Annotated in this window: 28 protein-coding genes; 26 read left to right on the top strand and 2 right to left on the bottom strand. The window is 64.2% G+C overall.

Features of this window, described 5'->3' with window-relative positions:
• Nucleotides 1-99 precede the first annotated feature (99 nt).
• The 5 genes from QGV54_RS06280 to QGV54_RS06300 are packed head-to-tail and all read left to right on the top strand — an operon-like array spanning nucleotide 100 to nucleotide 3,694.
• Nucleotides 100-729, top strand: coding sequence for a DUF1285 domain-containing protein (locus tag QGV54_RS06280; protein ID WP_281017695.1), 630 nt, complete (start codon nucleotides 100-102; stop codon nucleotides 727-729).
• A complete protein-coding gene (locus tag QGV54_RS06285; RefSeq protein ID WP_281017694.1) occupies nucleotides 726-1,340 on the top strand; it encodes a CoA pyrophosphatase in 615 nt (204 codons plus the stop codon). Before QGV54_RS06280 ends, QGV54_RS06285 begins: the two co-directional genes overlap by 4 nt.
• On the top strand, nucleotides 1,337-1,603 hold the full coding sequence (locus tag QGV54_RS06290; RefSeq protein WP_281017693.1) for a DUF6111 family protein: 267 nt from the start codon (nucleotides 1,337-1,339) through the stop codon (nucleotides 1,601-1,603). Before QGV54_RS06285 ends, QGV54_RS06290 begins: the two co-directional genes overlap by 4 nt.
• A 4-nt stretch (nucleotides 1,604-1,607) precedes the next feature.
• Nucleotides 1,608-2,684 carry an isocitrate/isopropylmalate dehydrogenase family protein gene (locus QGV54_RS06295; protein ID WP_281017692.1) on the top strand — a complete coding sequence of 359 codons (1,077 nt, stop codon included), beginning with the start codon at nucleotides 1,608-1,610 and terminating at the stop codon, nucleotides 2,682-2,684.
• A 5-nt stretch (nucleotides 2,685-2,689) separates the two neighbouring features.
• Entirely contained in the window at nucleotides 2,690-3,694 is a 1,005-nt protein-coding gene (locus tag QGV54_RS06300; RefSeq protein ID WP_281017691.1) for a Gfo/Idh/MocA family oxidoreductase, read from the top strand.
• 7 nt (nucleotides 3,695-3,701) lie between these two features.
• Here QGV54_RS06300 and QGV54_RS06305 read toward each other — a convergent pair whose 3' ends face one another.
• Complete coding sequence (locus QGV54_RS06305) at nucleotides 3,702-4,862, bottom strand: benzoate/H(+) symporter BenE family transporter (RefSeq protein WP_281017690.1); 1,161 nt, start codon at nucleotides 4,860-4,862, stop codon at nucleotides 3,702-3,704.
• 4 nt (nucleotides 4,863-4,866) lie between these two features.
• Nucleotides 4,867-5,847, bottom strand: coding sequence for a polysaccharide deacetylase family protein (locus QGV54_RS06310; protein WP_281017689.1), 981 nt, complete (start codon nucleotides 5,845-5,847; stop codon nucleotides 4,867-4,869).
• A 160-nt stretch (nucleotides 5,848-6,007) separates the two neighbouring features.
• Between QGV54_RS06310 and QGV54_RS06315 the strand changes: the two genes are divergently transcribed.
• From QGV54_RS06315 to pnp, 21 genes are all read left to right on the top strand, one after another.
• Nucleotides 6,008-6,598 (top strand): malonic semialdehyde reductase, encoded by a 591-nt coding sequence (locus QGV54_RS06315; RefSeq protein ID WP_281017688.1) that lies wholly within the window; start codon nucleotides 6,008-6,010, stop codon nucleotides 6,596-6,598.
• A gap of 25 nt (nucleotides 6,599-6,623) precedes the next feature.
• On the top strand, nucleotides 6,624-7,289 hold the full coding sequence (gene tsaB / locus QGV54_RS06320; protein WP_281017687.1) for a tRNA (adenosine(37)-N6)-threonylcarbamoyltransferase complex dimerization subunit type 1 TsaB: 666 nt from the start codon (nucleotides 6,624-6,626) through the stop codon (nucleotides 7,287-7,289).
• Nucleotides 7,286-7,750, top strand: a complete 465-nt coding sequence (gene rimI, locus QGV54_RS06325; RefSeq protein WP_281017686.1) for a ribosomal protein S18-alanine N-acetyltransferase — start codon at nucleotides 7,286-7,288, stop codon at nucleotides 7,748-7,750. The genes tsaB and rimI overlap by 4 nt, the downstream gene beginning before the upstream one ends.
• 38 nt (nucleotides 7,751-7,788) lie before the next feature.
• A complete protein-coding gene (locus tag QGV54_RS06330; protein WP_281017685.1) occupies nucleotides 7,789-8,217 on the top strand; it encodes a Fur family transcriptional regulator in 429 nt (142 codons plus the stop codon).
• Complete coding sequence (locus QGV54_RS06335) at nucleotides 8,217-8,996, top strand: 1-acyl-sn-glycerol-3-phosphate acyltransferase (RefSeq protein WP_281017684.1); 780 nt, start codon at nucleotides 8,217-8,219, stop codon at nucleotides 8,994-8,996. Before QGV54_RS06330 ends, QGV54_RS06335 begins: the two co-directional genes overlap by 1 nt.
• 95 nt (nucleotides 8,997-9,091) lie before the next feature.
• Nucleotides 9,092-10,456: a tRNA (N6-isopentenyl adenosine(37)-C2)-methylthiotransferase MiaB gene (miaB, locus tag QGV54_RS06340; protein ID WP_281020084.1), complete on the top strand. Its 1,365-nt coding sequence runs from the start codon at nucleotides 9,092-9,094 to the stop codon at nucleotides 10,454-10,456.
• Between the two features lie 21 nt (nucleotides 10,457-10,477).
• Nucleotides 10,478-11,470, top strand: a complete 993-nt coding sequence (locus tag QGV54_RS06345) for a PhoH family protein (RefSeq protein ID WP_281017681.1) — start codon at nucleotides 10,478-10,480, stop codon at nucleotides 11,468-11,470.
• Entirely contained in the window at nucleotides 11,467-11,973 is a 507-nt protein-coding gene (gene ybeY / locus QGV54_RS06350; protein ID WP_281017680.1) for an rRNA maturation RNase YbeY, read from the top strand. The genes QGV54_RS06345 and ybeY overlap by 4 nt, the downstream gene beginning before the upstream one ends.
• Before the next feature lie 16 nt (nucleotides 11,974-11,989).
• Nucleotides 11,990-12,937 (top strand): hemolysin family protein, encoded by a 948-nt coding sequence (locus QGV54_RS06355; RefSeq protein WP_281017679.1) that lies wholly within the window; start codon nucleotides 11,990-11,992, stop codon nucleotides 12,935-12,937.
• Complete coding sequence (gene lnt / locus QGV54_RS06360) at nucleotides 12,934-14,499, top strand: apolipoprotein N-acyltransferase (protein ID WP_281017678.1); 1,566 nt, start codon at nucleotides 12,934-12,936, stop codon at nucleotides 14,497-14,499. Before QGV54_RS06355 ends, lnt begins: the two co-directional genes overlap by 4 nt.
• Nucleotides 14,500-14,745: 246 nt before the next feature.
• Complete coding sequence (locus QGV54_RS06365; protein WP_281017677.1) at nucleotides 14,746-15,177, top strand: helix-turn-helix domain-containing protein; 432 nt, start codon at nucleotides 14,746-14,748, stop codon at nucleotides 15,175-15,177.
• Nucleotides 15,178-15,301: 124 nt separating this feature from the next.
• The gene (metK, locus tag QGV54_RS06370; RefSeq protein ID WP_281017676.1) at nucleotides 15,302-16,471 is read left to right on the top strand and encodes a methionine adenosyltransferase; all 1,170 of its coding nucleotides are present in this window, start codon (nucleotides 15,302-15,304) and stop codon (nucleotides 16,469-16,471) included.
• Nucleotides 16,472-16,498: 27 nt separating this feature from the next.
• Complete coding sequence (locus QGV54_RS06375; protein WP_281017675.1) at nucleotides 16,499-17,197, top strand: tRNA (guanine(46)-N(7))-methyltransferase TrmB; 699 nt, start codon at nucleotides 16,499-16,501, stop codon at nucleotides 17,195-17,197.
• Between the two features lie 111 nt (nucleotides 17,198-17,308).
• Entirely contained in the window at nucleotides 17,309-17,857 is a 549-nt protein-coding gene (gene rimP / locus QGV54_RS06380) for a ribosome maturation factor RimP (RefSeq protein ID WP_281017674.1), read from the top strand.
• A 3-nt stretch (nucleotides 17,858-17,860) separates the two neighbouring features.
• Nucleotides 17,861-19,441: a transcription termination factor NusA gene (gene nusA, locus QGV54_RS06385; RefSeq protein ID WP_281017673.1), complete on the top strand. Its 1,581-nt coding sequence runs from the start codon at nucleotides 17,861-17,863 to the stop codon at nucleotides 19,439-19,441.
• Nucleotides 19,398-20,066, top strand: coding sequence for an RNA-binding protein (locus tag QGV54_RS06390; RefSeq protein ID WP_281017672.1), 669 nt, complete (start codon nucleotides 19,398-19,400; stop codon nucleotides 20,064-20,066). Before nusA ends, QGV54_RS06390 begins: the two co-directional genes overlap by 44 nt.
• Nucleotides 20,059-22,698: a translation initiation factor IF-2 gene (gene infB, locus QGV54_RS06395; RefSeq protein ID WP_281017671.1), complete on the top strand. Its 2,640-nt coding sequence runs from the start codon at nucleotides 20,059-20,061 to the stop codon at nucleotides 22,696-22,698. The genes QGV54_RS06390 and infB overlap by 8 nt, the downstream gene beginning before the upstream one ends.
• A gap of 78 nt (nucleotides 22,699-22,776) precedes the next feature.
• Complete coding sequence (rbfA, locus tag QGV54_RS06400) at nucleotides 22,777-23,220, top strand: 30S ribosome-binding factor RbfA (protein ID WP_281017670.1); 444 nt, start codon at nucleotides 22,777-22,779, stop codon at nucleotides 23,218-23,220.
• Nucleotides 23,210-24,115, top strand: a complete 906-nt coding sequence (truB, locus tag QGV54_RS06405; RefSeq protein ID WP_281017669.1) for a tRNA pseudouridine(55) synthase TruB — start codon at nucleotides 23,210-23,212, stop codon at nucleotides 24,113-24,115. The genes rbfA and truB overlap by 11 nt, the downstream gene beginning before the upstream one ends.
• A 39-nt stretch (nucleotides 24,116-24,154) precedes the next feature.
• Nucleotides 24,155-24,424: a 30S ribosomal protein S15 gene (rpsO, locus tag QGV54_RS06410; protein ID WP_281017668.1), complete on the top strand. Its 270-nt coding sequence runs from the start codon at nucleotides 24,155-24,157 to the stop codon at nucleotides 24,422-24,424.
• A 126-nt stretch (nucleotides 24,425-24,550) separates the two neighbouring features.
• Nucleotides 24,551-26,728, top strand: a complete 2,178-nt coding sequence (pnp, locus tag QGV54_RS06415) for a polyribonucleotide nucleotidyltransferase (RefSeq protein WP_281017667.1) — start codon at nucleotides 24,551-24,553, stop codon at nucleotides 26,726-26,728.
• Nucleotides 26,729-26,825 lie beyond the last annotated feature (97 nt).

The following is a 26,825-nucleotide window of genomic DNA, read 5'->3' on the forward strand; positions in this document are numbered from 1 at the left end:
TTGGGCGTTGCGGCAGTGCGAAACGAAATCCCGCGCTGTTGCACAATTCCGTCGAACACAAATGTGCTATCCATGCCGAACAGGGAGAGGAGTTCGCACTTGGCCGAACGTGGTAACGACAAACCCCATCTGGATATCGCCGATCTGGCGGAGCGCATGTCAGCGTCTGCGGGGCGCGGCTATCCGCCCGTGGACCAGTGGCACCCGGAACATGAGGGCGTCATCGACATGCGCATCACGGCTGACGGGACCTGGCTCTATCAGGGGTCCCCGATTCAGCGCGCAGCCATGGTGCGCCTGTTCTCCACCGTCCTGCGGCGTGACGAAGACGGACACCATTACCTGGTCACACCGGCGGAAAAGCAGCGAATCACCGTCGACGTGGCCCCGCTGCACATCGTCGAGATGTTCCGGGAAGGCTCGGGTGAGGGCCAGAAGATTGCTTTCCGCACGCTCACCGACGACATGGTGGTGCTGGACGCCGCGCATCGCCTGCGGGTGGAGGTCGATCCGGAGAGCGGGGAGCCGACCCCCCTGGTGCCGGTGCGGGGCAATCTGCAGGCGATCATCCTGCGGTCGGTCTTCTATGATCTGGTCGATATTGCCGAGGAGCGGGAAGTGGAGGGCGTGACGGTGCAGGGCGTGATGAGTGAAGGGGTCTTTCACATCATCGGTCGCCTGGACGGCACGCCACACCTCGGGCAGCCGGAAGGGGACAAGGGCAAATGAGGCCTGACGATATTCGCGCGCGACTGATGCAGCCTGTCCGGTCCGAATGGGGACATTCCGATTATGATCTGACGCCGGACGCGCGCCCGGACGAGAAGCCGCTGAAGCCTGCCGCGGTGCTGGTGCCGATCATCGACCGTCCGGAAGGACCAACCGTTCTGCTGACCCGACGGACGGCACATCTGTCGTCCCATGCCGGGCAGATCAGCTTCCCCGGTGGCCGCGCCGAGCCGGAAGATCCTTCGCCCGAGGTCACCGCACTGCGGGAGACGGAGGAGGAGGTCGGGATCGATCGGGAGATCATCGACATCGTCGGGCGGCTGGATACCTATCGCACCGTCACCAACTATGCCGTTACACCCGTTGTCGGCATCGTCAGGCCCGGCTTTGCCCCCAGTCCGGACCCCTACGAGGTGGCGGAGGTCTTTGAGACGCCGCTAGCCTTCCTGCTCGACAGCCGCAACCACCAGCGGCACTCCGGGTGGTTCAACGGCACGCCGCGCCGCTGGTGGGCGATGCCGTTCGGCGAATATTACATCTGGGGCGCGACGGCGGGGATGCTGATGAATCTGCATGCCCGGCTTTCCGACCCGAAACCGGAGGACGCATGACCAAGATCATCCTGCTGCGGGTACTGCTGTTTCTCGTGCCCTTTGTTCTCTACTGGCTCTACTGGCGTCTGCTGAAACGCCGGCACGACAAGGGCAAGCCGACCTATCCCGTGGCAGTCCTGGCCATCTGCGGTCTCGTACTGGTCGCGGCCTCCTTCCTCGTCCTGCGGGCGACGGAGGGGGAGGGCACCGATTCCACCTACGTTCCGCCAAGGTACGAGGACGGAAAGATCGTTCCTGCCCAGAATATCCCGAAGGAATAGACCCATGGCGGCAAACGACACGATCTCCATCGCGGTCCTGCCGGGCGATGGCATCGGACCCGAAGTCACGGCGCCTGCGCTGGATGTGCTGCACGCGGTGGCGGGACGCCATGGCTTCGGCGTGGACGCCCGGGAACATGGTGCCGGGGCCGGCCACTACCGCGATCACGGCTCGGCCCTGCCGGAGGAGACCATCCGTGCGGTGGAGAGCGCCGACGCCACGCTGCTGGCCGCCATGGGACTGCCCGACGTGCGCTATGCCGACGGCACCGAGATCGTGCCGCAGATCGACCTGCGGGAGATTTTCGGCCTCTACGGCGGCGTGCGGCCCATCCGCGCCTGGTTGCCGGAGGCGGTGCCGCTGAAGGACCCGCGCGGGGCGGACATCGATTTCGTGCTGGTGCGGGAATCGACGGAAGGACTGTTCGTCGAACGGGGCAAGCGTAACGGGGACGCCGACCATGCCACGGATACCATGCGGATCACGCGGACGGTGTCGGAGAAGCTGTTTCACTTCTCCTTCCAGCTCGCCCGCCAGCGCCGCAGTCACCTTACCCTGATCGACAAGGCCAACGTGCTGGGGTCGATGGCTTTCTTCCGGGAAGTCTTCGACGAGGTCGCGGCCGAATATCCCGATGTCACGACCAGCCGCCTCTATGTCGATGCGACGGCGATGCTGATGGTTCAGCGCCCCTGGGACTTCGACGTCATGGTGACCGAAAACATGTTCGGCGACATCCTTTCGGACCTGGCGGCGGGACTTGTCGGCGGCCTCGGTCTCGCGCCATCGGGCGACATCGGGGACAAGGTGGCGATCTTCCAGCCGAGCCACGGCACTGCGCCCGACATCATGGGCAAGGGGATCGCCAATCCGCTGGCGACGATCCTGTCCGTTTCGCTGATGCTCGACTGGCTGGGACGGCGCCGGGACGATCCGCGCCTGCTGGCCGGTGCGGCGGATATCGAACAGGCGGTGCGCAAGGCCCTTGCTGCCGGTGACGCCACCACGGTCGATCTGGGGGGCAAGGTGCGGACCGGGGATGTGGCAAGGGCCGTGATCGCACGGCTCGGCGACAGGTGACTCAGGTGTTGCGGGTTGCCGGGGTCGGCGCCGGGTACTTCAGCCAGTTTCACTACAATTCATGGCAACGTATTGATCGCGTTGATCTGGTAGGAGTCTGCGATACCGATTTGGCGAAAGCCGAGGCGGTTGCGCCGGATCGCGCCTTTGCCTCCGTTTCGGACATGCTGGCTGCCACCGGGATTGATCTGGTGGATGTCATCACACCCCCCGCTGCCCGTCTGGCAGTGGTGGAGGCGGTGGCTGCAGCAGGCCTGCCGATGATCGTGCAGAAGCCGCTGGCCGACGACCTGATGGCGGCGCAGGAGATTGCCCGTGTCGCCCGTCGGGCCGGTGTCGCGATGCTGGTGCATGAGAATTTCCGGTTTCAGCCCTGGTACCGGGAGGCGCGGCAACTGCTGGACGCCGGCCTGCTGGGACAGCCGCAGGGCATCCAGTTCCGGCTGCGGCCAGGTGACGGGCGCGGCCCTGAGGCCTATCTGGCGCGCCAGCCCTATTTCCAGCAGATGCCCCGGTTCCTGATCCACGAGACCGCGGTGCATTTCATCGACACCTTCCGCTATCTGATGGGCGAGGTCGGATCGGTCATGGCTGATCTGCGCAGGCTCAATCCTGTCATTGCGGGGGAGGATGCGGGGATCGTCCTGTTCCGCTTCCGAGACGGCGCAAGCGGCATCTTCGACGGCAACCGGCTGGCAGAGATGGAGGCGCGGAACCCACGCCTCACCATGGGGGAGATGCTGCTCGACTGTGCCGAAGCGAGCCTGCGACTGGATGGTAACGGCGGCCTGCACCTGAAGCCCCATGGACAGCCGGAACGACCGCACGCCTACGAATGGTCGGACCGGGACTTCGGCGGGGACTGTGTTCATGCCTTCCAGCAACATGCCGTGGCCCATTTCCTGGATGGTGCCAAGGCTGAGACATCGGTTGATAAATATCTCCGAAACGTCCGAATTGTCGAAGCAATCTACGAATCTGCAGCCGAAGGTGAGTGGGTGCAGATCTGATCCTGCGTCAGGTGCGCCGGACCCGTGACAGCCAGTAGATTCCCCCGCCGGCGAGCAGCCCCCAGAAGGCCCCGCTGACGCCTGCGAAGGTCAGGCCCGATGCGGTGACGATGAAGGTCACGATCGCGGCCTGACGGTCCCGTTCCTCCTTCACCGCGCCCATCACCGCGCCGCCGAACGCGCCCAGCAGTGCCAGCCCGGCCACGGCCTCGATCAGGACGGGCGGTGCCGCATTGACCAGCGCCGTCGCTCCACCGGCGAACAGACCGAACAGGATGTAGAACACACCGGCCACGATGGCCGCCCAGTAGCGCCGCGCCGGATCGGGATGCGCATCCTTGCCGGCACAGAGGGCGGCGGTGATGGCCGCCAGATTGACCGCATGGCCACCGAATGGTGCCCCGATCAGGCTGAAGATGCCGGTGGCCGTGAACAGGGGACCGGGCGCGGGGCGATAGTCATTGACGTTCAGCACCGCGATTCCGGGGATGTTCTGCGAGGCCATGGTCACGATGAACAGAGGTACCGCCAGACCCAGCGCCGCGAGCGAGAAATCCGGCATGACGAAGATCGGTTCGGGGACGATGGCCGACATCGGGATCGGTGGCAGCTCGATCACCAGAATCAGCAGGCCGAGCGCGACCGCCACTGCTGCGGGAACCGCAAGCAGGGGCCGGAACCGGGCCACCAGCGCCCAGACGAGAAAGATCGCCAGGCCGCTGACCGGTTCCTCTGCCACCGCCCTGACCGGGGCGAGGCAGAGGCCCAGCAGGACACCGGCGAGCATCGCGTTGGCCAGGGGCGCGGGGATCCGCGCGACCGCATTGCCGAGCGGTCGCCAGAGTCCGGCCAGAATGATCATCAGCGCGGAGATGATGAAGGCGGCGACAGCGGTGGCGAAACCACCCTCCACCGCGGCGGAGGTGGCGAGCAGGGCGGCACCGGGCGTCGACCAGGCGATGCTGATCGGCATGCGGTAGCGCAGGCTGAGCATGATGGCCGAAACACCCATCGCGAACGACAGCGCCATCAGGCCGGAGGCCGCCTGCGTCGGGCTTGCGCCGATGCCGCTGAGGCCTGCCAGCACCACGGCAAACGAACTGGCGCAGCCAACGAAGGCCGACAGCATTCCGGCGCTGGCCGCCTGCAGACTGAATCCACGAAACATCCGCTCAGTCCTTTCCGCCGAGGGCCACGAACTGCCGTCCGAACCAGTACCAGCCCCCCGCGCCATCGGGCAGTGTGCAGTTGAAACGTGACCGGCCCGGCTGCAAGGGCGCCGGAGCCTGGAAAGCGACTCGGTCCCCTTCGATGTCCAGGTCCACGGCACCGGAACCGGTCGAGTGGTAGCAGGTCACGGCACCCGGACGGAGACCGTCGTCCAGCCTGAATGCGAATGTCGGTCGGGAACCGGCCTCAAGCTGCGTCTCCGCCGGTGTGGCGTCGTGGACGGGCAGGGGGCGTGTGCCGACCGCGGTGCGGAACCGTGATATCTCGCCGTAGCGTTCATTCATGGCGAAGCGCGGCAGGTCGAAGCGGTCGCGTCGGCGCCCGACAGCCCCGGAATGCTGCCCGAACGCCGCCCTGAAACCCATGTCGGAGATGACCTTCCGCAAGCGCAGGCTGTATTCCCCGAACGGATAGGCGAAGACGTCCGGCGACTGGCCAAGTTCGGTCTGCAGCCGTTCCATGCCCCGCGCGACATCCGCACGCGCGGCGGCTGGGTCCATGAAGGTGATGTGACCATGACTGGCTGAATGGCCACCAATCTCCATGCCCTCATCGCGGAGCTGCCGGATCTGGTCCCAGGACAGATAGCGGCGCAGTCCCTGATCGACGGGATCGGTGGCGACGAACAGGGTCATGGGCCAGCCGCGTGCCTTCAGGCGGGGCCAGGCTTCGGTCATGACGGACAGGTAGGCATCATCGGCGGTGATCGCGACGGCCTTCTCCGGCAGTGGCTCCCCGTCTGCCAGCGCATCCAGCACCGTTGCCAGCGGCAGCACACTGTAGCCTTCCGCCTCCAGATGCTCCAGATGCGCCTCGAACTGTTCCAGCCGGATATTGGTCAGGGGCACATCGTCTTCGCCGAAGCGGTGGTACATCAGCACGACCGTGTGATCCGCAGCCACAGCCGGGGCTGTGACCAGCAAGACCAGCAATGCAGCCCAGCAATGACGAAGGAACATCGTCGTTGGCATGTTCGTAACCCTTCTTTGCTGTATATGCAGGGGCGGCGGTGGCGCTGAGACACGCCGGGACTATTACCAGTCACACCAGCGCCGGGGAACGCCTGCAGGGAAGGATACTGTCATGTCGCAGATGCTGAACGATGCCGGAATGGATCTGATCTTCCGCAACGCCAGAACGCACAATGCCTGGACCGACAGGCCGGTCAGCGAGGTCACGCTGCGCGCGCTCTACGACCTGATGCGCAATGGACCGACCAGTGCCAATGGCTCCCCCGCGCGGCTGCTGTTCCTGACCTCGGAAGAGGCGAAGCTGCGGCTGAAGCCTGCCCTTTCGGAGGGCAACATGGCCAAGACGCTCGCGGCCCCCGTGACCGTGATCGTTGCCCATGACCTGAAGTTCTACGAGCTGATGCCGAAGCTGTTTCCGCACGAACCGGATGCGAAGAACTGGTTCAAGGTACCGGAGGTGGCGCAGGTGACGGCATTCCGGAACGGATCGCTGCAGGGGGCCTACATGATGATCGCCGCCCGCGCGGTCGGACTGGATTGCGGCCCGATGAGCGGGTTCGACAACGCGATTCTGGACCAGGAATTCTTCCCCGAAGGGCAGGTGAAGTCGAATTTCCTCTGCAATCTCGGCTACGGCGATCCCGAAGGGCTGTTCCCGCGCAGCCCGCGTCTGGAGTTCGAGGAAGCCTGCGAGATCCTTTGAGGCCCCCAAGCTTGATGCACCGACCGTGATCCTCGCCATCGATACAGCCTCCCGCGCCCTGTCCATTGCGCTGGGCGATGGCCGTGGCGTGTCTTATGCCGCGCACCAGATGCGGTCGCGCGGGCAGGCCGAGAACCTGATGCCGATGATCGCGCGCGGTTTTCGCGCCACGGGATGCAGGCCTGATGATCTGACAGGCCTGGCCGTGACCGTCGGGCCGGGGACCTTCACCGGCCTGCGTATCGGCCTTGCTGCGGCGCGGGCGATGCGCGTGGCCCTGAACGTTCCCCTGTTCGGTATGAGTGCGCTGGAGGTCCTGGCGGCCGAAGCGGCCTCGCGGTTTCCGGACCGCCCGGTACTGGCGGCGCTGGATGCCCGCCGCGATCAGGTCTATGCGCAGATGTTTCGTCGCGCGGCACCGCCCTTCGCGGAATGCTGGTCGGCACCCATGGCCATCGCTGCCGGAGACGCGGCGCAGATGGCGGTGCCGGGGACCGTTCTGATCGGCAATGGCGCGGCCCTTGTCGCGGCGCATCTTGGCGGGGAAACCGTGGTGCTCGACGGGGTGGAGCCGGACGCGCGGCATCTTCTCCGCTTGGCGGCGGCGCGGCCGCTGCCAGCATATCCTGTTCCGTCGCCTGGTCCGCTCTACCTTCGCGCGCCGGATGCGAAGCTGCCGACGCGGCGATGAAGCCGGTCACGGAAACCGTGGGTGTCGCGGCGGCAGGGCTGCTGGCCGAGCTGCATGCGCGCAGTGTTTCGCAGCCCTGGGATACCCGGGCCTTCACCGAACTTCTCGGCATGCCGGGGGCCTGTGCGCTGGTCGCCCGGACACGGGAACCTGTTGGCTTCATCCTGCTGCGTCAGGTCGTCGACGAGGCGGAAGTGATCATGATCGCCGTCGAACCGTCCGCGCGCCGTCAGGGGATTGCCCGAATGCTTCTTGCCAATGGCATCAAGTGCTTGCAGGGACTTTCGCAGGTTTTTCTTGAGGTAGCGACGGACAATCAGGCTGCCATAGCGCTCTACACGCATGCGGGCTTTGAAAGGGTGGGAGTCCGGCGCGCCTATTACACCGATGATTCCGGCAACACGACGGACGCGCTTGTCATGCGGTTGATGCCAGCCCTTTCTTGCCGCGAACCGGACTGAGCACTATACATTCCCCAATAGAACAACAGGCGGGGGCCATGGAATCCACACTGGCGCAGAAGTGCATCGAACACGGTATGCGGATGACGGACCAGCGCCGCGTGATCGCGCATGTGCTGTCGACCGCCGAGGACCATCCGGACGTGGAGCAGCTCTACGAGCGGTCCAGCGCCATCGATTCCCGGATCTCCATCGCGACGGTCTATCGCACGGTCCGCATGTTCGAGGAGGCAGGCATCCTGGAACGGCACGACTTCGGTGACGGCCGTGCCCGCTACGAGGAAGCCAACGACGAACACCATGACCATCTGATCGACGTGAACTCGGGGGAAGTGATCGAGTTCACCAACGAGAAGATCGAGGAACTGCAGCGCATCGTTGCACGGGAACTGGGCTACGAACTGGTTGACCACCGGCTCGAACTGTTCGGCACCCGCATCGGCCGCAAGCAGGGATCCAACGACTGATGCGGACCGCCTATATCACGGCGATCATCCTGTTCCTGATCCTCTTCACCCTGGTCATCATGCCGCCGCACCTGCTGGGCATCCTCTTCGGTTGGCGGATTTCCCGCTACATCCCGCAGCTCTGGCATCAGGTGGCCTTCCGCCTTCTTCGGCTGAAGATCCACATCGAGGGAACGCCGGTGCGCGGCGAGGGGGTGCTGTATGTCAGCAACCATGTCTCCTGGGTCGATATCGTCGTCATGGGTGCGACCCTGCCGGCCAGTTTTGTCGCCAAGAGCGAGGTCGGGACCTGGCCGGTGATCAAGTGGCTCGCCAATCTGCAGCGCACGGTCTACGTCAGCCGCGACCGCAAGACCGCTGACAGGGAACGCAAGGCGATGGAGGCCCGGCTGTCCCGTGGTGACAGTCTGATCCTGTTCCCGGAGGGCACGTCGGGCGACGGCCTGCGTATCCAGGAGTTCCGTTCCGCGTTCTTCTCGCTGGCCGACCTGAAGGTGGACGGTCAGCCGGTGAAGGTGCAGCCGATCTCCCTGACCTATACCCAGGTCGACGGATTTCCGGTCACCCGCCGGTCGATGCCGCAGGTGGCCTGGTACGGCGACATGGACCTGGCGCCGCACCTGAAGAACTATCTCTATGGTGGCCCCTATGAGGTCCGCCTGAAGTTCCACGAGCCCGTGACCCTGGAAGCGATCGGCAACCGCAAGAAACTGGCGAGCTATTGCCACGAGAAGGTTGTGGCGGGCAACTCGGAGGCGTTGAGCGCGTCCGCAGCTTGACTTGACCCCAATGCCTGATACATGTCCCGGAAATCAGGTGGCACGGATACCGGGAGCCGGTGTTCCGCCCGCCAGTTCAGCGTGACACAGCAGGCGTGACCCAGAAACTCTTCATCAAGACCTATGGCTGCCAGATGAACGTCTACGACTCCGAGCGTATGGCGGATATCCTGGCGCCGTTGGGATATGCGGAGACCGGCAGTCCCGATGATGCCGACATGGTCATCCTGAATACCTGCCACATCAGGGAAAAGGCGGCGGAGAAGGTCTTTTCCGAACTCGGCCGTATCCGCAAGCTGAAGGATCGGCGCCGCGCCGCAGGGGCCGACATGGTGATCGGCGTCGCCGGCTGTGTGGCGCAGGCCGAAGGCGACGAGATCGTGCGCCGCGCGCCCTTCGTCGATATCGTCTTCGGGCCGCAGAGCTATCAGAACCTGCCGGAGATGGTGGCACGCGCCGCGCGGGCGAACGGCCAGCCCGTGCTGGAAACGGATTTCGAGGTCGAGGACAAGTTCGATCGCCTGGCGGAGACACCGGGCCGGTCCGGACCGACTGCGTTCCTGACCATCCAGGAAGGCTGCGACAAGTTTTGCGCCTTCTGCGTCGTGCCCTATACCCGCGGTGCCGAATATTCCCGCTCCGCGCCCGAGATCATGGTGGAGGCGCGTCGGCTGGTGGCTTCCGGTGCCGTGGAGATCACGCTGCTCGGCCAGAACGTCAACGCCTGGCATGGTGCCGGCCCCGATGGCGGGGCCGGCTGGGCGCTGGGGCGGCTGGTGCGGGAACTGGCGGAGATCGATGGCCTGCAGCGCATCCGCTACACCACTTCGCACCCGCTGGAGATGACGGCCGACCTGATCAGCGCCCACGCCGAGGTCCCGGCCCTGATGCCCTATCTGCATCTGCCGGTGCAGGCCGGTTCGGACCGGATCCTGCGGGCGATGAACCGTCGCCACGACCGCGACACCTATTTCCGCATCGTCGACAAGCTGCGTGATGCACGGCCCGATCTGGCCCTGTCCTCCGATTTCATCGTCGGCTTTCCGGGTGAGACCGACCGGGATTTCGCCGATACGCTGAACCTCGTCACGCAGGTGAAATACGCGCAGGCCTATTCTTTCAAGTACAGCCCGCGCCCCGGAACCCCGGCGGCGGCGGAGAGCGTGCAGGTTGCGGAATCAGTGAAGGACGAGCGGTTGCAGTCACTGCAGGCCCTGATCAATGAACAGCAGGCGGCGTTCAACGCCGACATGGCTGGCCGTACGATGCCGGTACTGCTGGAGCGCGACGGACGGCATGCCGGGCAGCTGGTCGGGCGCAGCCCCTATATGCAGGCAGTGCATCTGGATGCGCCCGCGAGCTTGCGCAACCGGATTGCAGACGTCACGATCATCGAAGGGCGAGCCAACAGTCTCTCCGGTCGTCTCGCCCGGAACCCGGATGTCGTAGATGCTGCCTGAAGAGAAGGGCTGACCAAGGCTTTGACCACACCTGACAATGTGCGCACGTCCCAGGGCGGCCTGACGGTCGATTTCGAGGACAATCGCCTGCTTGGTGCCCTGTTCGGCGATCATGACAGCAATCTTGCCCGGATCGAACAGGAACTGGGCGTTTCCCTGACATCGCGCGGCAACCGCATGGTCATCGGCGGCGACACCGCTTCCTGCGAGCGCGCGCGCGGCATTCTGCGCGCCCTGTATCAGCGGGTGGAGCAGGGGGATCCCGTCGGCCAGCGTGAGGTGGATGACGCCATCCGCCTGGGGCATGACAGCGGCGTGGCCAACGGTGTCCTGATCCAGACGCGCAAACGCGCGATCAAGCCACGCTCCCCCAACCAGATCCACTACGCCCGCAATCTGATGGAGAAGGAACTGGTGTTCGGCATCGGCCCCGCCGGTACCGGCAAGACCTATCTCGCGGTGGCGGCGGCGGTCAGCATGATGCTGACCCATCAGGTGGACCGCATCGTGCTCTCGCGACCGGCCGTCGAGGCGGGCGAGCGGCTGGGGTTCCTGCCGGGCGACATGCGCGACAAGGTCGATCCCTATCTGCGTCCGCTCTATGACGCCCTCTATGACATGCTGCCCGCCGAACAGGTGGCGAAGAAGCTGGAGACCGGCGAGATCGAGGTCGCACCGCTTGCCTTCATGCGTGGGCGCACGCTCGCAAACGCCTATGTCATCCTGGATGAGGCGCAGAACACGACCACTGTGCAGATGAAGATGCTGCTGACCCGTCTGGGCGAGAACTCCCGCATGGCGATCACCGGCGATCTCTCGCAGATCGATCTGCCGCGCGGCACCCGCTCCGGACTGCGCGAGGCGCTGGAGGTGCTGGAGGGTGTGGAAGGCATCGCCTTCACCTCCTTCGATGCGCGCGACGTCGTCCGCCATCCGATGGTGACCCGCATCGTGCGCGCCTATGCCAGTCATGAGCAGGCCGAACTGTTCGAGGGACCGGAGAAGGAGTCGTGAGCGCCGCCGCCCCGGTTTCGTCTGTTTCCGACCTGCCCCGGGTCGAGGTCGTGCATGCGGCGGAGGGCTGGCCCGATGACGCTGACGCCGTGGTTCAGCGCGCCGCCCGGGCCGTCCTGTCGGGATTTGCGGATGCAGCATCCTTCGGCGACATCTCGGTCGCCCTGATGGATGATGCGTCCATACAGGTTCTGAACCGCGACTACAGGGGCAAGGACGCCCCGACAAACGTGCTTTCCTTCCCCGTGGAGGAAGATGGCGGCATTCTGCCACCGGGTGAGCGACTTCCGCTGGGCGATATCGCGGTGGCGCTGGAGACCGTGGTGCGGGAAGCGGTCGAGGAAGAAAAGACGCTGGCCGCACATCTGACACACATGGTCGTGCACGGTACCCTGCATCTGCTGGGTTACGATCACGAACTGGACAGCGAGGCCGAGGAAATGGAAACCATGGAACGGGATGTTCTTGCCAGCCTCGGTATCGCCGACCCCTACAGGACATGACAGGACTGACACGCTGATGAGCGATTCATCTTCCAGTATGCAGCCCCGCAACGGCGGGGCCGATGACGAGACCGAACAAGGCGTCAGAAAGGGGTCGTGGCTGGGCGACCTGGTTCGCAACCTGACAGGCAGCAGGCCGGAAGAGAACGGCTGGCGCGAAAGCCTGGAGGAATTGCTGGAAGAGCACGAGATCGGCGACGCCGAACTTGGCCCGGAAGAGCGGCACATGCTCTCCAACATCATTTCCCTGGGCGAGAAGCGTATCGAGGATGTGATGGTCCCGCGGGCCGACATCGTCGCACTGGAAATGGGTTTGCCCCTGCAGGAAGTGGTGGAGAGCTACCTGGCCGCACCGCACTCCCGCCTGCCGATCTATCGGGAGAACCTGGACGACATTGTCGGCATTCTCCACATCAAGGACCTGGTCCAGCTCTGGGGGCAGGAGGGCGATGTCGATCTGGCGCCGATCCTGCGTCAGCCGCTGGTCGTGCCGCCCTCCAAGCCGGTGACCGATCTGTTGGTGGAGATGCGCGCCCAGCGCCGCCATTTCGCCATCGTCGTCGACGAATATGGCGGCGTCGATGGGCTGGTGACGATCGAGGATCTGATCGAGGAAGTGGTCGGCGACATTCGCGACGAGCATGATACGGAGGAGGAGCCGGTCTTCATCGAGCATGAGGACGGGACCATCGAGGTCGATTCCCGCTACGAGCTGGAAGACTTCGAGGCGCGCGTGGATTGCGACCTTCTGACCGATGCGGATGACGAGGAAATCGACACGCTGGGCGGTTTCATCTTCGTGACCCTGGGGCGGGTGCCGAAGCGCGGCGAGGTGGTGCGTCACGACTGCGGGCTGGAGTTCGAGATCGCCGATGCGGACCCGCGGCGGATCAAGTTGCTGCGTGTCCGTCGTTTTTCCCCTTCCGCCACTGACGTGGAGCGGACGGAGAAGGGCGGACTGTGACGCAACTGGCCGGTCGTATGGCCGCGCTTTCCGGCTGGCGACGCCTGTTGCTGGCCTTCCTGCTCGGTGCCCTGATGAGTCTCGGCTTCGCGCCGTTCCACCTTTTCCCTGTCTTCTGGATCGGATTTGGCGGCCTGTTGCTGCTGCTGCGCGGTGTGCATCGCGGGCGGGCCGCATTCGCCCTTGGCTGGTGGTTCGGCTGGGGGCATTTCATCGCCGGCCTCTACTGGATCGCTTCCGCCTTTCTGGTGGAGCCGGACAAGTTCGCCTGGATGGTGCCGTTTCCGGTACTGGGCCTGCCCGCCCTGCTGGCACTCTTCCCGGCGATTGCCGTCTGGCTTGCCTGGCGTCTGAGCGGGCCGGGCACATTCCGCCTCTTTCTTCTGGCGGCAAGCTGGACACTGGCCGAAGTGGCGCGCGGTGAGGTCATGACCGGGTTTCCCTGGAACCTGGCAGGCTATGGCTTCGGTTTCGCCGATGCCGCGATGCAGCCCGCTGCCTGGATCGGCACCGTGGGGCTGAGCTTCCTGGCGGTCCTGGCCGGGGGCGCGCCGTCGCTGGCCCTCGTGGGGCGGGGGCACTGGCGTGCACCCGTTGCGATCGTGCTCGGCACGCTGGTCCTGATCGGAGCAGGGGCGTGGCGGCTTTCGGATGCGACCCCGGACAACGCGGCCGCCGATGCGCCGACGATCCGCATCGTGCAGGCCAATATCGCGCAGCGGGACAAGTGGCGGCCGGATCGGATCGAGACCAATTTTGCCAGGAACCTGGCCATGAGCCTGCCTTCCGCAGCGGAGCGGATGCCTGATCTGGTGATCTGGCCCGAGACGGCCGCGACATTCCGGATCAACGCGGACCTGACCGCGCGGCAACGCATTGCCCAGGTGGCCGATCGCATCAACGGATTGGTGATAACCGGCGCTCCGCGTGCCGAGGTCGGTGCGGACACGGTACGATTCTTCAATTCCGCCGTCGCGATCAACCCTGAGGCGCAGATCATCGACAGTGCCGACAAGCGCCACCTTGTGCCGTTCGGAGAGTATCTGCCGTTTCGGGATCTGCTGTCGCGCGTGGGGTTGGACAAACTGGCGCAGGGGAGAGGTGATTTCTCGCCCGGCGCAGGGGGCAATGACGGACTGCTGCACCTGCCGGGACTGCCGCCTGCGCGGGTCCTGATCTGTTACGAGGTGATCTTCGCGGACGAGGTCGCCACCGGCGATTCGCGACCCGGCTGGCTGCTCTCGTTAACCAACGATGCCTGGTTCGGGACACTTACCGGGCCGGATCAGCATTTTGCCATGGCCCGATTCCGTGCGGTTGAGCAGGGGCTGCCTCTGGTCAGGGCAGCCGGAACGGGAATTTCAGCGATTGTTGATGCTTACGGTCAAGTGCAGAGCAGACTTGATTTAGGGGTATCAGGGGTTCTGACAGGCACCTTACCGGGGCATGCCCAAGAAACCCTGTATGCATCTGTGGGGCGATGGCCGATTATTCTGGGTATCTGCATGCTTCTTGTTGTGTCTTTGATTACCATGATCACGGGTATGCGGCGGGAAACGTGAACTCTGATGTATGTTCTTTTCAGCAATATTGAATAAATTTGGATGTAATTGAAGTCTGGTCAGTTAATGCCGTAGACAAGCTCATGAGATCAACAAGTGTTCGATGCAACCAAGGGTTTAGTTTCCTGTTTCTCGCTTGACGAATTGTCGTGAAATCTTCATAAGGAAGTCGTCGGGGGACGGGTAAGGGCGATGCTGGCTGGAATGGCCGCGCGGCAACTTTGTAGGTAGTGCGAGGACTCAATATTGGCTGAACATCCACATCCGGTCGATGTCTACGTTGGCGGACGAATCAGGCTGTGCCGGACCCTGAAAGGCCTCAGTCAGCAGAAGCTGGCCAATGCGCTGGGACTTACCTTCCAGCAGGTGCAGAAATACGAGCGTGGTGCGAACCGTGTGGGCGCAAGCCGGGTATTCGAACTCAGCGAGATCCTGGACGTGCCGCCGTCCTTCTTCTTCGATGGTGCGCCTGCGACGGGGAAGGGGAGCAGTGTCGCACCTTCCGGACTGGCCGAATCAGAGCCTGCGCCGTTTGACTCGGAGCGTCTGTTCCGCCGCGAGATCCTGGAATTCGTGCGGGCATACGACAAGATTTCCGACCCGGCCGTGCGCAAGCGGCTCTTCGAACTCGTCAAGGCAATTGGCGCGCAGTTCGAGACGGAAGTGTCCAAGGACTGACATGCGACCCTCTGGGTGCAGCGACAATCCGGTCGAGTGTGGCACTTGACCGGATCATTCGTGCTTGTCACAAAGCGTCGCGTTTGAAATTTCAGAGCACTGAAAGCTGACAGGAGGGGCGACTTTGCCGCGGCAGAATTTTCTTTTCACTTCCGAATCCGTTTCGGAAGGTCACCCCGATAAGGTCTGCGACCGGATTTCGGATGCTGTTGTCGACCTGTTTCTGGCTGCCGAGCCGGACGCGCGTGTCGCCTGTGAAACGCTGACGTCGACGAATCTGATCGTCCTTGCCGGCGAGACCCGTGGGCCTTCCTCCATCACCAATGAGCTGATCGAGAAGACCGCGCGCGATGCGGTCAAGGCGATCGGCTACGAGCAGGATGGCTTCCACTGGAAGAATGCCCAGGTCCAGATCCATCTGCATGAGCAGTCGAGCGACATCGCGCAGGGCGTAGATGCAGCAGGCAACAAGGATCTGGGTGCCGGCGACCAGGGGATCATGTTCGGCTATGCGGTGCGCGAGACCGAAGAACTGATGCCCGCACCGATCCATCTCTCGCATCGCATCCTTCAGGACATGGCTGCCGCGCGCCACGATGGCAGCCGTCCGGAGTTCGGCCCCGATGCCAAGAGCCAGGTGACGCTGGAGTATCGTGACGGCAAGCCGGTCCGCGCCACGTCGGTGGTGGTTTCCACGCAGCACATCGACGGTGTGGGCCAGGAAGAAGTGCGGGAACTTGTCCGCCCCTTCGTCGTCGCCGCCCTGCCGGAAGGCTGGATGTGCCCGGAGGACGAGTTCTACGTCAATCCGACCGGCAAGTTCGTGATCGGCGGCCCCGATGGTGATGCCGGTCTGACCGGACGCAAGATCATCGTCGATACCTATGGTGGTGCGGCGCCGCATGGTGGTGGTGCCTTCTCCGGCAAGGACCCGACCAAGGTCGATCGCTCCGCTGCCTATGCCGCGCGGTATCTGGCGAAGAACGTGGTCGGCGCCGGTCTCGCCGACCGATGCGTCATCCAGCTTTCCTATGCCATCGGCGTCTCCAAGCCGCTGTCGGTCTATGTGGACCTTCAGGGCACGGGCCAGGTTGACGAAACGAAGCTGGAGAACGTGCTGCGGGAGGTCATGGACCTCAGCCCTCGCGGGATTCGCCAGCACCTCGACCTGCTGCGTCCGATCTACGAGCGGACGTCGGCCTATGGCCATTTCGGTCGCACAGCCACCGACGACGGCGGTTTCTCCTGGGAAAGGCTGGACCTCGTCGATGCGCTGAAGGGCGCATTTTCCTGAGTTCAGCAATCCGGACGGCGGTCGCGAATGGGCAAGGCGCGGACAGCAGAGGCGCGACCTTACCGGTTCTATGGCCGCCGACAGGGCAAGAAGCGCAGTGATCGCCAGCAGCATCTGCTCGACAGTGTCCTGCCGCGGGTGGGCGTCGAGACGGGCAGCCTGGGGGCTGACGGGCGTGCGGTGTGGCTGGAGATCGGGTTTGGCGGGGCTGAACACCTTCTCGGTCAGGCGCGGGCCAATCCGGATGTGCATCTGATCGGCTGCGAACCCTTTCTGGAAGGTGTCGTCAAGGCGCTGGACGGTATCGAGGGGGAGGGGCTGACGAACGTCAGCGTGCACGCGGAGGATGTGCGTCCGTTGCTCGACGGCATGCCGGAGGCGGTTCTTGACCGGGCCTTCATCCTGTTCCCCGACCCCTGGCCGAAGACCCGCCACCACAAGCGGCGCCTGGTCTCGACAGCGACACTGGACAGTCTGGCGCGGGTGATGCGGGACGGGGCCAGCCTGCGGATCGCGACGGATCACATGGGTTATGCGCGCTGGATACTGTCCCATTGCCTGCGCCACCCGGCGTTCGAGTGGACTGCGGAGCGCGTTGCCGATTGGCGCGAGGTGCCCGCCGATCATGTAACGACGCGCTACCAGTCGAAGCTGCTTGCCGGTTCCGAACCGCTTTTCCTGACGTTTCGCCGACGGGAACGGTCACCGGGCGGAGAAGAAGGTTGATATCCGGGCGTTTGCGGCTATAACGCCTCTCTACACCAGTAATCGCTTACCAGAGCGAACGTCAGGGTGGGCCAGCGGCCCACTTTTTTGTTTGTGTCGAGTGGAGGTTCAATGTCAGGCGGGCCGGGTGATCGGATTTGGACCCTGATCGAGCCATCCATGCTGGATATGGGCTACCGTCTGGTGCGTGTGCGTTACACAGGTGGCAAGCGTCCGACCCTGCAGGTCATGGCGGAGCGGCTGTCTGACGGCGCCATGGAGATTGATGATTGCGAGACGGTCAGCCGGGCGATTTCCGCGCTGCTGGACGTCGAGGACCCGATTGATGGCGCCTACGCGCTGGAGGTTTCCTCGCCCGGCATCGACCGGCCACTGGTACGGCGAGAGGATTTCGAGCGCTACAGCGGTCACGAGATAAAGCTGGAGCTGGCCCGGCCACTGGATGGCCGGAAGCGGTTCCGGGGGCAGCTTCTGGGCATGAACGGTGACAATGTGCAGTTGCGCATGACCGGGGTCCCGGCGGAAGAGGCAGATGTCGAACTGGATTTCGAGGCCATCGGAGAAGCCAAGCTGGTACTGACCGATGCGCTGATCGAAGCAAGCCTGCGTGAAAGCAAGGCCCGGGAAAATGCCCGGAAGAAGTCGAATGGAACGGAGTAGAAGATGGCGGTGACAACAGCCAACAGGCTCGAACTTCTGCAGGTTGCGGATGCAGTCGCGCGGGAGAAGTCCATCGATCACGAGATCGTGCTGGAGGCGCTGGAGGAGGCGATCCAGCGGACGGCGAAGACGACCTATGGTGCCGAGCACATGATCCGGGCCGAGATCGACCGCAAGACGGGCGAGATCAGCATCTGGCGACTGCGCGAGACCGTTGAGGAAGTCGAGGACGCGACGACGCAGATCCCGCTTTCCCGCGCCCAGGAAATGAACCCGGATGCCCGCGTCGGCGACCTGATCTCGGAGCCGCTGCCGCCCATCGATTTTGGCCGCGTCTCCGCGCAGGCCGCGAAACAGATCATCTTCCAGAAGGTGCGGGACGCGGAACGCGACCGCCAGTACGACGAATTCAAGGACCGTGCGGGCGAGATCATTTCCGGCCTGGTCAAGCGGGTGGAGCATGGCAACGTCATGGTCGATCTCGGTCGGGCGGAGGCGATTGTCCGCCGTGATGAGCTGCTGCCGCGCGAGACCTTCCGCCCCGGCGACCGTGTGCGTGCCTACATCTATGACGTGCGTCGCGAGACCCGGGGGCCGCAGATCTTCCTGTCGCGCACCCATCCGCGCTTCATGGCGATGCTGTTCGCGCAGGAAGTGCCGGAAGTCTATGACGGGATCATCGAGATCCGGGCCGTTGCACGGGATCCCGGCAGCCGGGCCAAGATCGCCGTCCTCTCCAACGACTCGTCGATCGATCCGGTGGGTGCCTGTGTCGGCATGCGCGGCAGTCGCGTCCAGGCGGTCGTGAACGAACTGCAAGGCGAGAAGATCGACATCATTCCCTTCACGCCCGATCCGGCGACCTTCATCGTCAGTGCACTTGCCCCTGCCGATGTCATCAAGGTCGTGCTGGACGAGGACAAGAACCGCATCGAAGTGGTTGTCCCCGACGACCAGCTCAGCCTGGCGATCGGCCGGCGCGGGCAGAATGTGCGGCTGGCCTCCCAGCTCTCGGGCTGGGATATCGATATCCTGACCGAGCAGGAGGAATCGGAACGCCGTCAGCAGGAATTCCAGGAACGCAGCAACATGTTCATCGAGGCGCTGGACGTCGACGAGATGATCGCGCAGTTGCTGGTTTCGGAAGGTTTCGATGCGGTCGAGGAAATCGCCTTTGCCCCGCTTGACGAACTGGAGGAGATCGACGGCTTTGACGAGGATGTCGCCGAAGAACTGATCCGTCGCGCAAATGATTATCTCGCCCGCATGGAAGAGGCGCTGGACGAGAAGCGCAAGGAGATCGGTGTCGAGGATGCGGTGGCCGCGATCGAGGGGCTGACCCCGGCGATGCTGGTGAAGCTCGGCGAGGCCGGGATCAAGACACTCGACGATCTGGGCGACCTGGCTTCGGAAGAGCTGGTTTCCGACACCAATGCACCGCTGCGCGACAGCGACCTGTCACTCGACGATGCCAATCGCATCATCATGGCGGCCCGCGCGCACTGGTTTGACGATGAGGAAACTGGCGAAGCAGCCGGTGATGCCGGGGAAGAGACTTCGGTCGTGGAGGAATCAGACGACTAGGACTCCGAAAGGAAGCGAAAGGCAGGTGTCGGAGCGTCGCTGTGTTGTCACAAGGCAATGCCGCGATACATCCAGCATGATCCGGTTCGTGCGCGGCCCCGACGGGGACGCGGTGCCTGACCTGGACGAGAAGCTGCCCGGACGTGGAGCCTGGGTGGTTGCGGATCGGGAAGTGCTGGCGCAGATGCAGAAGCGCAATCCTTTCTCCAGGGCTTTCAAGGTGGAAACCCGACTGGCAGATGACCTGCCGGAAGTCCTGGTTCGGCTGCTGCGGCGCAAGTGTCTTGAACTGATTGGCTTGGCCCGCAGTGCGGGGCAGGTGGTCACTGGGCTGGAGAAGGTCACGGCGCATGCGATGAAGCATCCGGTCGGGGCAATGGTGGTCTCTTCCGATGCGGGACCAGGCGCGGTGGAGAAGGCGACAAGACTGGCCCGTTCGGCCCCTGTGATCGATTGCTTCGACCGGGACGAATTGGGTTTGGCCTTGGGCCTTGATAATATGGTACATGCTGCGATCGCTCCGGGGCGGCTCGCGGCTCGCCTCCTTCGGGAGGTGGAACGACTGTCCGGTGTGCAGTACGGCACCCGGCAAATGCATGACGAAAGACAGGCGATCGATGAGTGAAGCGAAAGAGACGGGCGACAAGAAAACCCTGAGCGTATCGCAAGGCGGGCGACTCGGCCTGAAGTCAGGCGGTGGCGCTGGTGGTGTGCGCCAGAGTGTGTCCGGCGGTCGCGGTAACAAGACGGTTCAGGTCGAGGTCCGGCGGAAGCGCGGCGCGAAGCGCGACGGCGAGGCGGCACCTGCGGCGGATGTGGTTCGGGAAACCCTGAAGAAGAGCCAGGCTGAGCAGCCGAAGCGCGAGCAGCCGAAGCGTGAGGAGCCGAAGCGCTCGGTCGATCAGACCCGCGGTCGCATGGTTCTTCCGCGTCTGACGGACGAGGAAAAGACTGCCCGGCAGCAGGCGCTGGTGAATGCCAAGGCGCGTGAGGCCGAGCGTGCACGCCAGGAAGAGATCGAGGCCAAGCGCCGCGCGCTCGAAGAAGCACGGATGCGGACGGAGCGCGAGGAGCAGGCCAAGGCCGCGGCGGAGGAAGAAGCCCGCAAGCAGGCCGAGGCCGATGCTGCCCGCAAGGCGGAAGAAGAGGCCAAGGCGAAGGCCGAGGCCGATGCAGAGCGCGCCAGGCAGGCGAAGGTCGAGGCCGAGAAACGAGCCGCGGCGCCGGAAGAAGCTGCCGCACCGGGGGCTGCACCCCGTGGTGCCCCGGCTGACGAGGAGGCGGATTCCCGTGGCAAGCCCCGCAAGGGCAAGTCGTCTGCCCCGGCACCGGCGCGTCCGTCGCGCGGCAAGGGTGGTGATCGCCGCCGCAGTGGCAAGCTGACCATCAGCCAGGCGCTGGATGGCTCGGGAGAGCGCCAGAAGTCTCTGGCCGCAACCCGCCGCCGTCGGGAGCGCGAGAAGCGCACTGCAGAGGGGGGGGGCGAGGCCGCAGGCCGCGTCGTCCGCGATGTTGTCGTGCCTGAGGTTCTGACCGTGGCCGAGCTCGCCAACCGCATGGCGGTGCGTGGCAGCGATGTCATCAAGTCGCTGATGAGCATGGGCGTGATGGCGACGATCAACCAGTCGATCGATGCCGACACCGCCGAGCTGATCGTCGAGGAATTCGGCCATCGCATCCGTCGCGTCTCCGACGCCGATGTGGAAGTCGCGATTGCGGCACCTGAGGATGACGATGCCGAGATGGTGCCGCGCCCGGCCGTGGTCACGGTCATGGGTCATGTCGATCACGGCAAGACCTCCGTGCTCGACGCCTTGCGCAAGACCGACGTTGTCAGGGGCGAGGCCGGTGGCATCACCCAGCACATCGGTGCCTATCAGATCACCACGGATGGTGGTCAGAAGGTGACGTTCCTGGATACGCCGGGCCATGCCGCCTTTACCTCCATGCGTGCCCGTGGCGCGAAGGTGACCGATATCGTCGTGCTGGTGGTTTCTGCCGATGACTCGGTGATGCCGCAGACGGTGGAGGCGATCAATCACGCCAAGGCCGCGAACGTTCCGATCATCATTGCGATCAACAAGATCGACAAGCCCGACGCGACGCCGGAGAAGGTGAAGCAGGACCTGCTGCAGCACTCCATCATCGTGGAAGAGATGGGTGGTGAAGACCTGGCGGTGGAGATTTCCGCGCTGAAGGGCACCAACCTGGACAAGCTGGTCGATACGATCCTGCTGCAGGCGGAACTGCTGGAACTGAAGGCCAATCCGAACCGCGCGGCAAACGGTACCGTTGTCGAGGCGCAGCTGGAGCAGGGACGCGGCGCGGTTGCCACTGTCCTGTTGCAGGGCGGCACACTGCGGACCGGCGACATCTTCGTCTGCGGTGCCACCTGGGGCCGCGTGCGTGCGCTGATCGATGATCAGGGCAACCGCATCGACGAGGCTCTGCCTGCGCAGCCGGTCGAGGTTCTGGGCTTCCAGGGCGCGCCGGAGGCCGGCGACGAGTTCACCGTTGTCGAGGATGAGGGTCGTGCCCGTGAAGTGGCCGAGTTCCGTGCCCGTAGGACGCGTGAGCAGCTTGCCACCCAGGCCGGTCGCGGGACGCTGGAACAGATGCTGTCCGCCATCAAGGAAGGCCAGGCGGCGGAAGTTCCGATCCTGATCAAGGGCGACGTGCATGGTTCGGTCGAAGCGATCATCAACTCTGCCGAGAAGCTCTCCACGGATGAGGTGAAGGCGCGCATCCTGCACGCAGGTGTCGGCGGTATCACGGAAACCGACGTGACGCTGGCGAAGTCGGCGGGCGCAGTGATCTTCGGCTTCAATGCCCGCCCCAACAGGCAGGCACGTGAGGCAGCGGAACGTGATGGCGTCGATATCCGCTACTACAATGTCATCTACGAGCTGACAGATGACCTGAAGGCGATGATGAGCGGCAAGCTTGCGCCGGAAGCCAGGGAGATCACCCTGGGTACGGCGGAGGTCCGCGAGGTTTTCAACATTACCAAGGTCGGCAAGATTGCCGGTTGCCTGGTGATCGAGGGTGTCGTGCGCAAGGGGGCCGGCTATCGCCAGCTTCGCGACGGTATCGTGCTGCACGAAGGCAAGATCGCGACGCTGAAGCACTTCAAGGAAGATGTGGCGGAAGTCCGGCAGGGTTCCGAATGCGGCATGTCCTTTGCCAACCATCAGGACATCCAGCAGAAGGACCAGATCGAGGTCTATCATATCGAGGAAATCGCCCGCTCGCTCTGACGCGGTTGATGCGGGAAGGTCTGTTCGGGCCTTCCTGCCCCCTCGGTCAGGACCCTCCGGCGATTGGACAGGTACCAGATGGCCAAGCGAAAGAATGTCGCCGGTGCAGCACCGGGGACGCGTCAGTTGCGTGTCGGTGAACTGATCCGCCACGCATTGTCCGAGATCCTTCAGCGGGACGAGATTCGCGATCCGGATGTGTCCGGGCGGTCGATCACTGTCACCGAGGTCACGGTTTCGCCCGACATGCGCAACGCGACGGCCTATGTGGAGCCGCTCGGCGGCCTTGAAGTGGAGGCCGTACTTGCCGGTCTCAACCGCTCGGCGCCCTATCTGTCGGGACGCATTGCCCGGTCGGTGCACATGAAGTACGCGCCGCGCATTGCCTTCCACCGTGACCGGTCGTTCGACAATGCCAGCCATATCGATGCCGTGATGCGGGCGGCGCGGGCCGACGACGAGCGGCGCCGGAAGGCGCAGGGGAACGGCGACGGCCCGGACGGCGCAGCCAATGGGTCGTAGGCGGCGCGGCGACCCGGTCAGCGGCTGGCTGGTACTCGACAAGCCGGTCGGTCCGACCTCCACGACCGCCGTCAATCGCTGCCGCTGGTTGCTGAATGCACAGAAGGCGGGCCATGCCGGAACGCTCGATCCGCTGGCCAGCGGCATCCTGCCGATCGCGTTCGGCGAGGCGACGAAGTGCATCAACTTCCTGACCGATGCCACCAAGACCTATCGTTTCACGATCCGGTTCGGTACCTCCACGACCACGGATGACGGGGAGGGGGAGGTGCTGGCGGAAAGTGCGTCCCGCCCCGCAGCGGCTGACATCGCGGCGCTGCTTGACCGGTTCACCGGTGATATCCTGCAGGTGCCGCCCGCATTCTCCGCCATCAAGGTCGATGGCCAGCGCGCCTATGACCTGGCCCGTGACGGGCAGCCGCCGGAAATGAAGGCCAGGCCTGTTCAGGTGGAAAGCCTGACCCTGCTGGGCATGCCTGACGATGATCACGCGGAGCTGGAACTGGTCTGCGGCAAGGGCACCTATGTCCGGTCGCTCGCCCGTGACATCGGCTCCCTGCTTGGCATTCCTGCGCACGCCAGCGCCATCCGCCGGACGGCGGTCGGACGCTTTGTTGAATCCGGCTCAATTTCACTGGCAACGTTCGAGGGGCTGTGCCATAAGCGCAGCGGCCTTGAGGCCCTGAGACCTGTCGAGACCGCGCTGGACGACATCCCGGCACTGGCCGTGACAGGTGAGCAGGCTGACCGGATACGACATGGTCAGGCTGTCAGGGTGCTGAATTTCACGTACCGCGATGATGAACTCATTTGCGCCATGCATGATCAACGGCCCGTGGCGCTGGCTCGATATCGGGCCGAATGGGTTGAGCCGGTTCGTGTCTTCAACCTCTGACCGGGTTTCCCCCGGTCGATCCATTGATGGAGGAACATGATGTCGATTACGCCCGAGCGCAAAGCCGAGCTTATCGCCGAGTATGGTCGTGGTGAAGGCGACACCGGATCGCCCGAGGTTCAGGTCGCAATCCTGACCCAGCGCATCCTGACCCTCACGGAGCACTTCAAGGCTCACAAGAAGGACAATCACTCCCGTCGCGGACTGCTGACCATGGTCAGCCAGCGCCGGCGGCTGCTTGATTATCTCAAGAACAAGGACGATGCCCGTTACCGGGAACTCATTTCACGACTCGGCCTGCGCCGGTGATCGTGACCGTCCGACCAATGGCGGTCGGACAAGCGGGACAGGTTCAGGGCGGATCGGGCAGCGGCCCGGTTCGCCTCCTGTCATTTGTGCGGCGGGATGGTCTGCTGCAGGAAGGTTGAGAAGAAGATGTTTGATATACACCGCAAGGAAATCGACTGGGGCGGGCGCAAGCTCGTGCTGGAAACGGGCAAGATCGCCCGGCAGGCGACCGGTGCCGTCATGGCCACATATGGCGAGACGATGGTCCTCTGCACCGTCGTTGGCAGCAAGAGCGCCAAGGAAGGTCAGGACTTCTTTCCCCTGACCGTGAATTACCAGGAAAAGGCCTTTGCCGCAGGCAAGATCCCCGGCGGTTTCTTCAAGCGTGAGGCCCGCCCGTCGGACGCCGAGACGCTGACCTGCCGTCTGATCGACCGGCCGGTCCGCCCGCTGTTCGCGGAAGGTTTCAAGAATGACACGCAGATCATCTGCACGGTGCTGCAGCACGACCTGGAAAACGATCCCGACATCGTTGCCCTGGTTGGTGCCTCCGCCGCGCTGACGATCTCCGGCCTGCCCTTCATGGGTCCGCTGGGTGCCTGCCGGGTCGGCTTTGCCAATGGCGAATATCTGCTCAACCCGACGCTGGAGCAAATGTCCGATTCCAAGCTGGATCTCGTCGTCGCCGGCACGCAGGACGCCGTGATGATGGTGGAATCCGAAGCCGACGAGCTGTCGGAAGAGGAAATGCTGGGTGCGGTGACCTTCGGTCACAAGGCCTTCCAGACGGTGATCGATGGGATCATCGATCTGGCCGAGACCGCGGCGAAGGAGCCGTGGGCCGAGCCGGCACCGCTCTATACCGAGGCTCTGGCCGCTCAGGTTGCCGACATTGCCCGCGCCGATCTGGCCGCCGCCTATGGCATCAAGGACAAGAAAGCTCGTCAGGACGCCGTCTCCGCCGCCAAGGCCAAGGTCATGGAAGCGCTCGGCGATCACGAGGAAGGCGGCATGGCCGTCGCCTCTGCCTTCAAGTCGCTGGAAAAGAACACGGTCCGTCGCTCCATCCTGGATACCGGGCTGCGCATCGACGGTCGCGACACGAAGACCGTCCGGCCCATCGAGTGCGAGATCGGCGTCCTGCCGCGCGCCCATGGTTCGGCCCTGTTCACGCGTGGCGAGACCCAGGCGCTGGTGGTGACCACCCTCGGCACCGGTCAGGACGAGCAGATCATCGACGCGCTGGTGGGCGAGAGCCGTCAGCACTTCATGCTGCACTACAACTTCCCGCCGTACTCGGTTGGCGAGACCAGCTTCCGCATGGGGCCGGGCCGTCGCGAGATCGGTCATGGCAAGCTGGCCTGGCGCGCGCTGCATCCGCTGATGCCTGCCAAGGACGAGTTCCCCTACACGATCCGTATCGTGTCGGAAGTGACCGAGTCCAACGGTTCGTCCTCCATGGCAACGGTCTGCGGGTCGTCGCTGGCGATGATGGATGCCGGTGTGCCGCTGCGCCGTCCGGTTGCCGGTATCGCCATGGGTCTGATCCTGGAAGGCGACGAGTTCGCCGTCCTGTCCGACATCATCGGTGACGAGGATCATCTGGGCGACATGGACTTCAAGGTTGCGGGCACCGAGGCGGGTGTCACGTCGCTGCAGATGGACATCAAGATCGCCGGCATCACCGAGGAGATCATGAAGATCGCCCTGGCGCAGGCACATGAGGGTCGCAACCACATCCTCGGCAGGATGGCCACCGCCATCACGTCGGAGCGTGAGGAACTGCGCGATACCGCCCCGCGGATCACGCTGATCAAGGTCCCGACCGACAAGATCCGCGATGTCATCGGTACCGGCGGCAAGGTGATCCGCGAGATCACGGAGCAGACCGGCTGCAAGATCGACATCGACGACGATGGTTCGATCAAGGTCGCCTCCTCCGACGGTGCCGCTGCCGAGAAGGCCATCAACTGGATCAAGTCGATCACGGCAGAGCCGGAAGTCGGCGCCATCTACAAGGGCAAGGTCGTCAAGACCATGGACTTTGGTGCCTTCATCAACTTCTTCGGCCCGCGCGACGGACTGGTGCACATCTCGGAGCTGCAGGACGGCCGCACCGAGAAGGTGACCGATGTCGCCAACGAGGGTGATGAAGTCTGGGTCAAGCTGCTGGACGTGGATGATCGCGGCAAGGTTCGCCTGTCGATGCGCTACGTCAATCAGGAGACCGGCGAGGAGATCGAGGGCGTCGAGCCCCTGCCGCAGCGGGAACGTAGCGGTGGCGGTGGCCGTGGCGGAGACCGTCCGCGCCGTCGTCGCGACTGATACGACCGGTCACTTTCAGACAGGTCCACGGAAAGGGGCCCCGGCAGATGCCGGGGCCCCTTTTCGTTCCGGCGGCATCCGTTTCACCGGGGCGTTG

This window comes from Minwuia sp. IMCC3060 (assembly GCF_029909435.1).
Lineage (GTDB): Bacteria > Pseudomonadota > Alphaproteobacteria > Minwuiales > Minwuiaceae > Minwuia.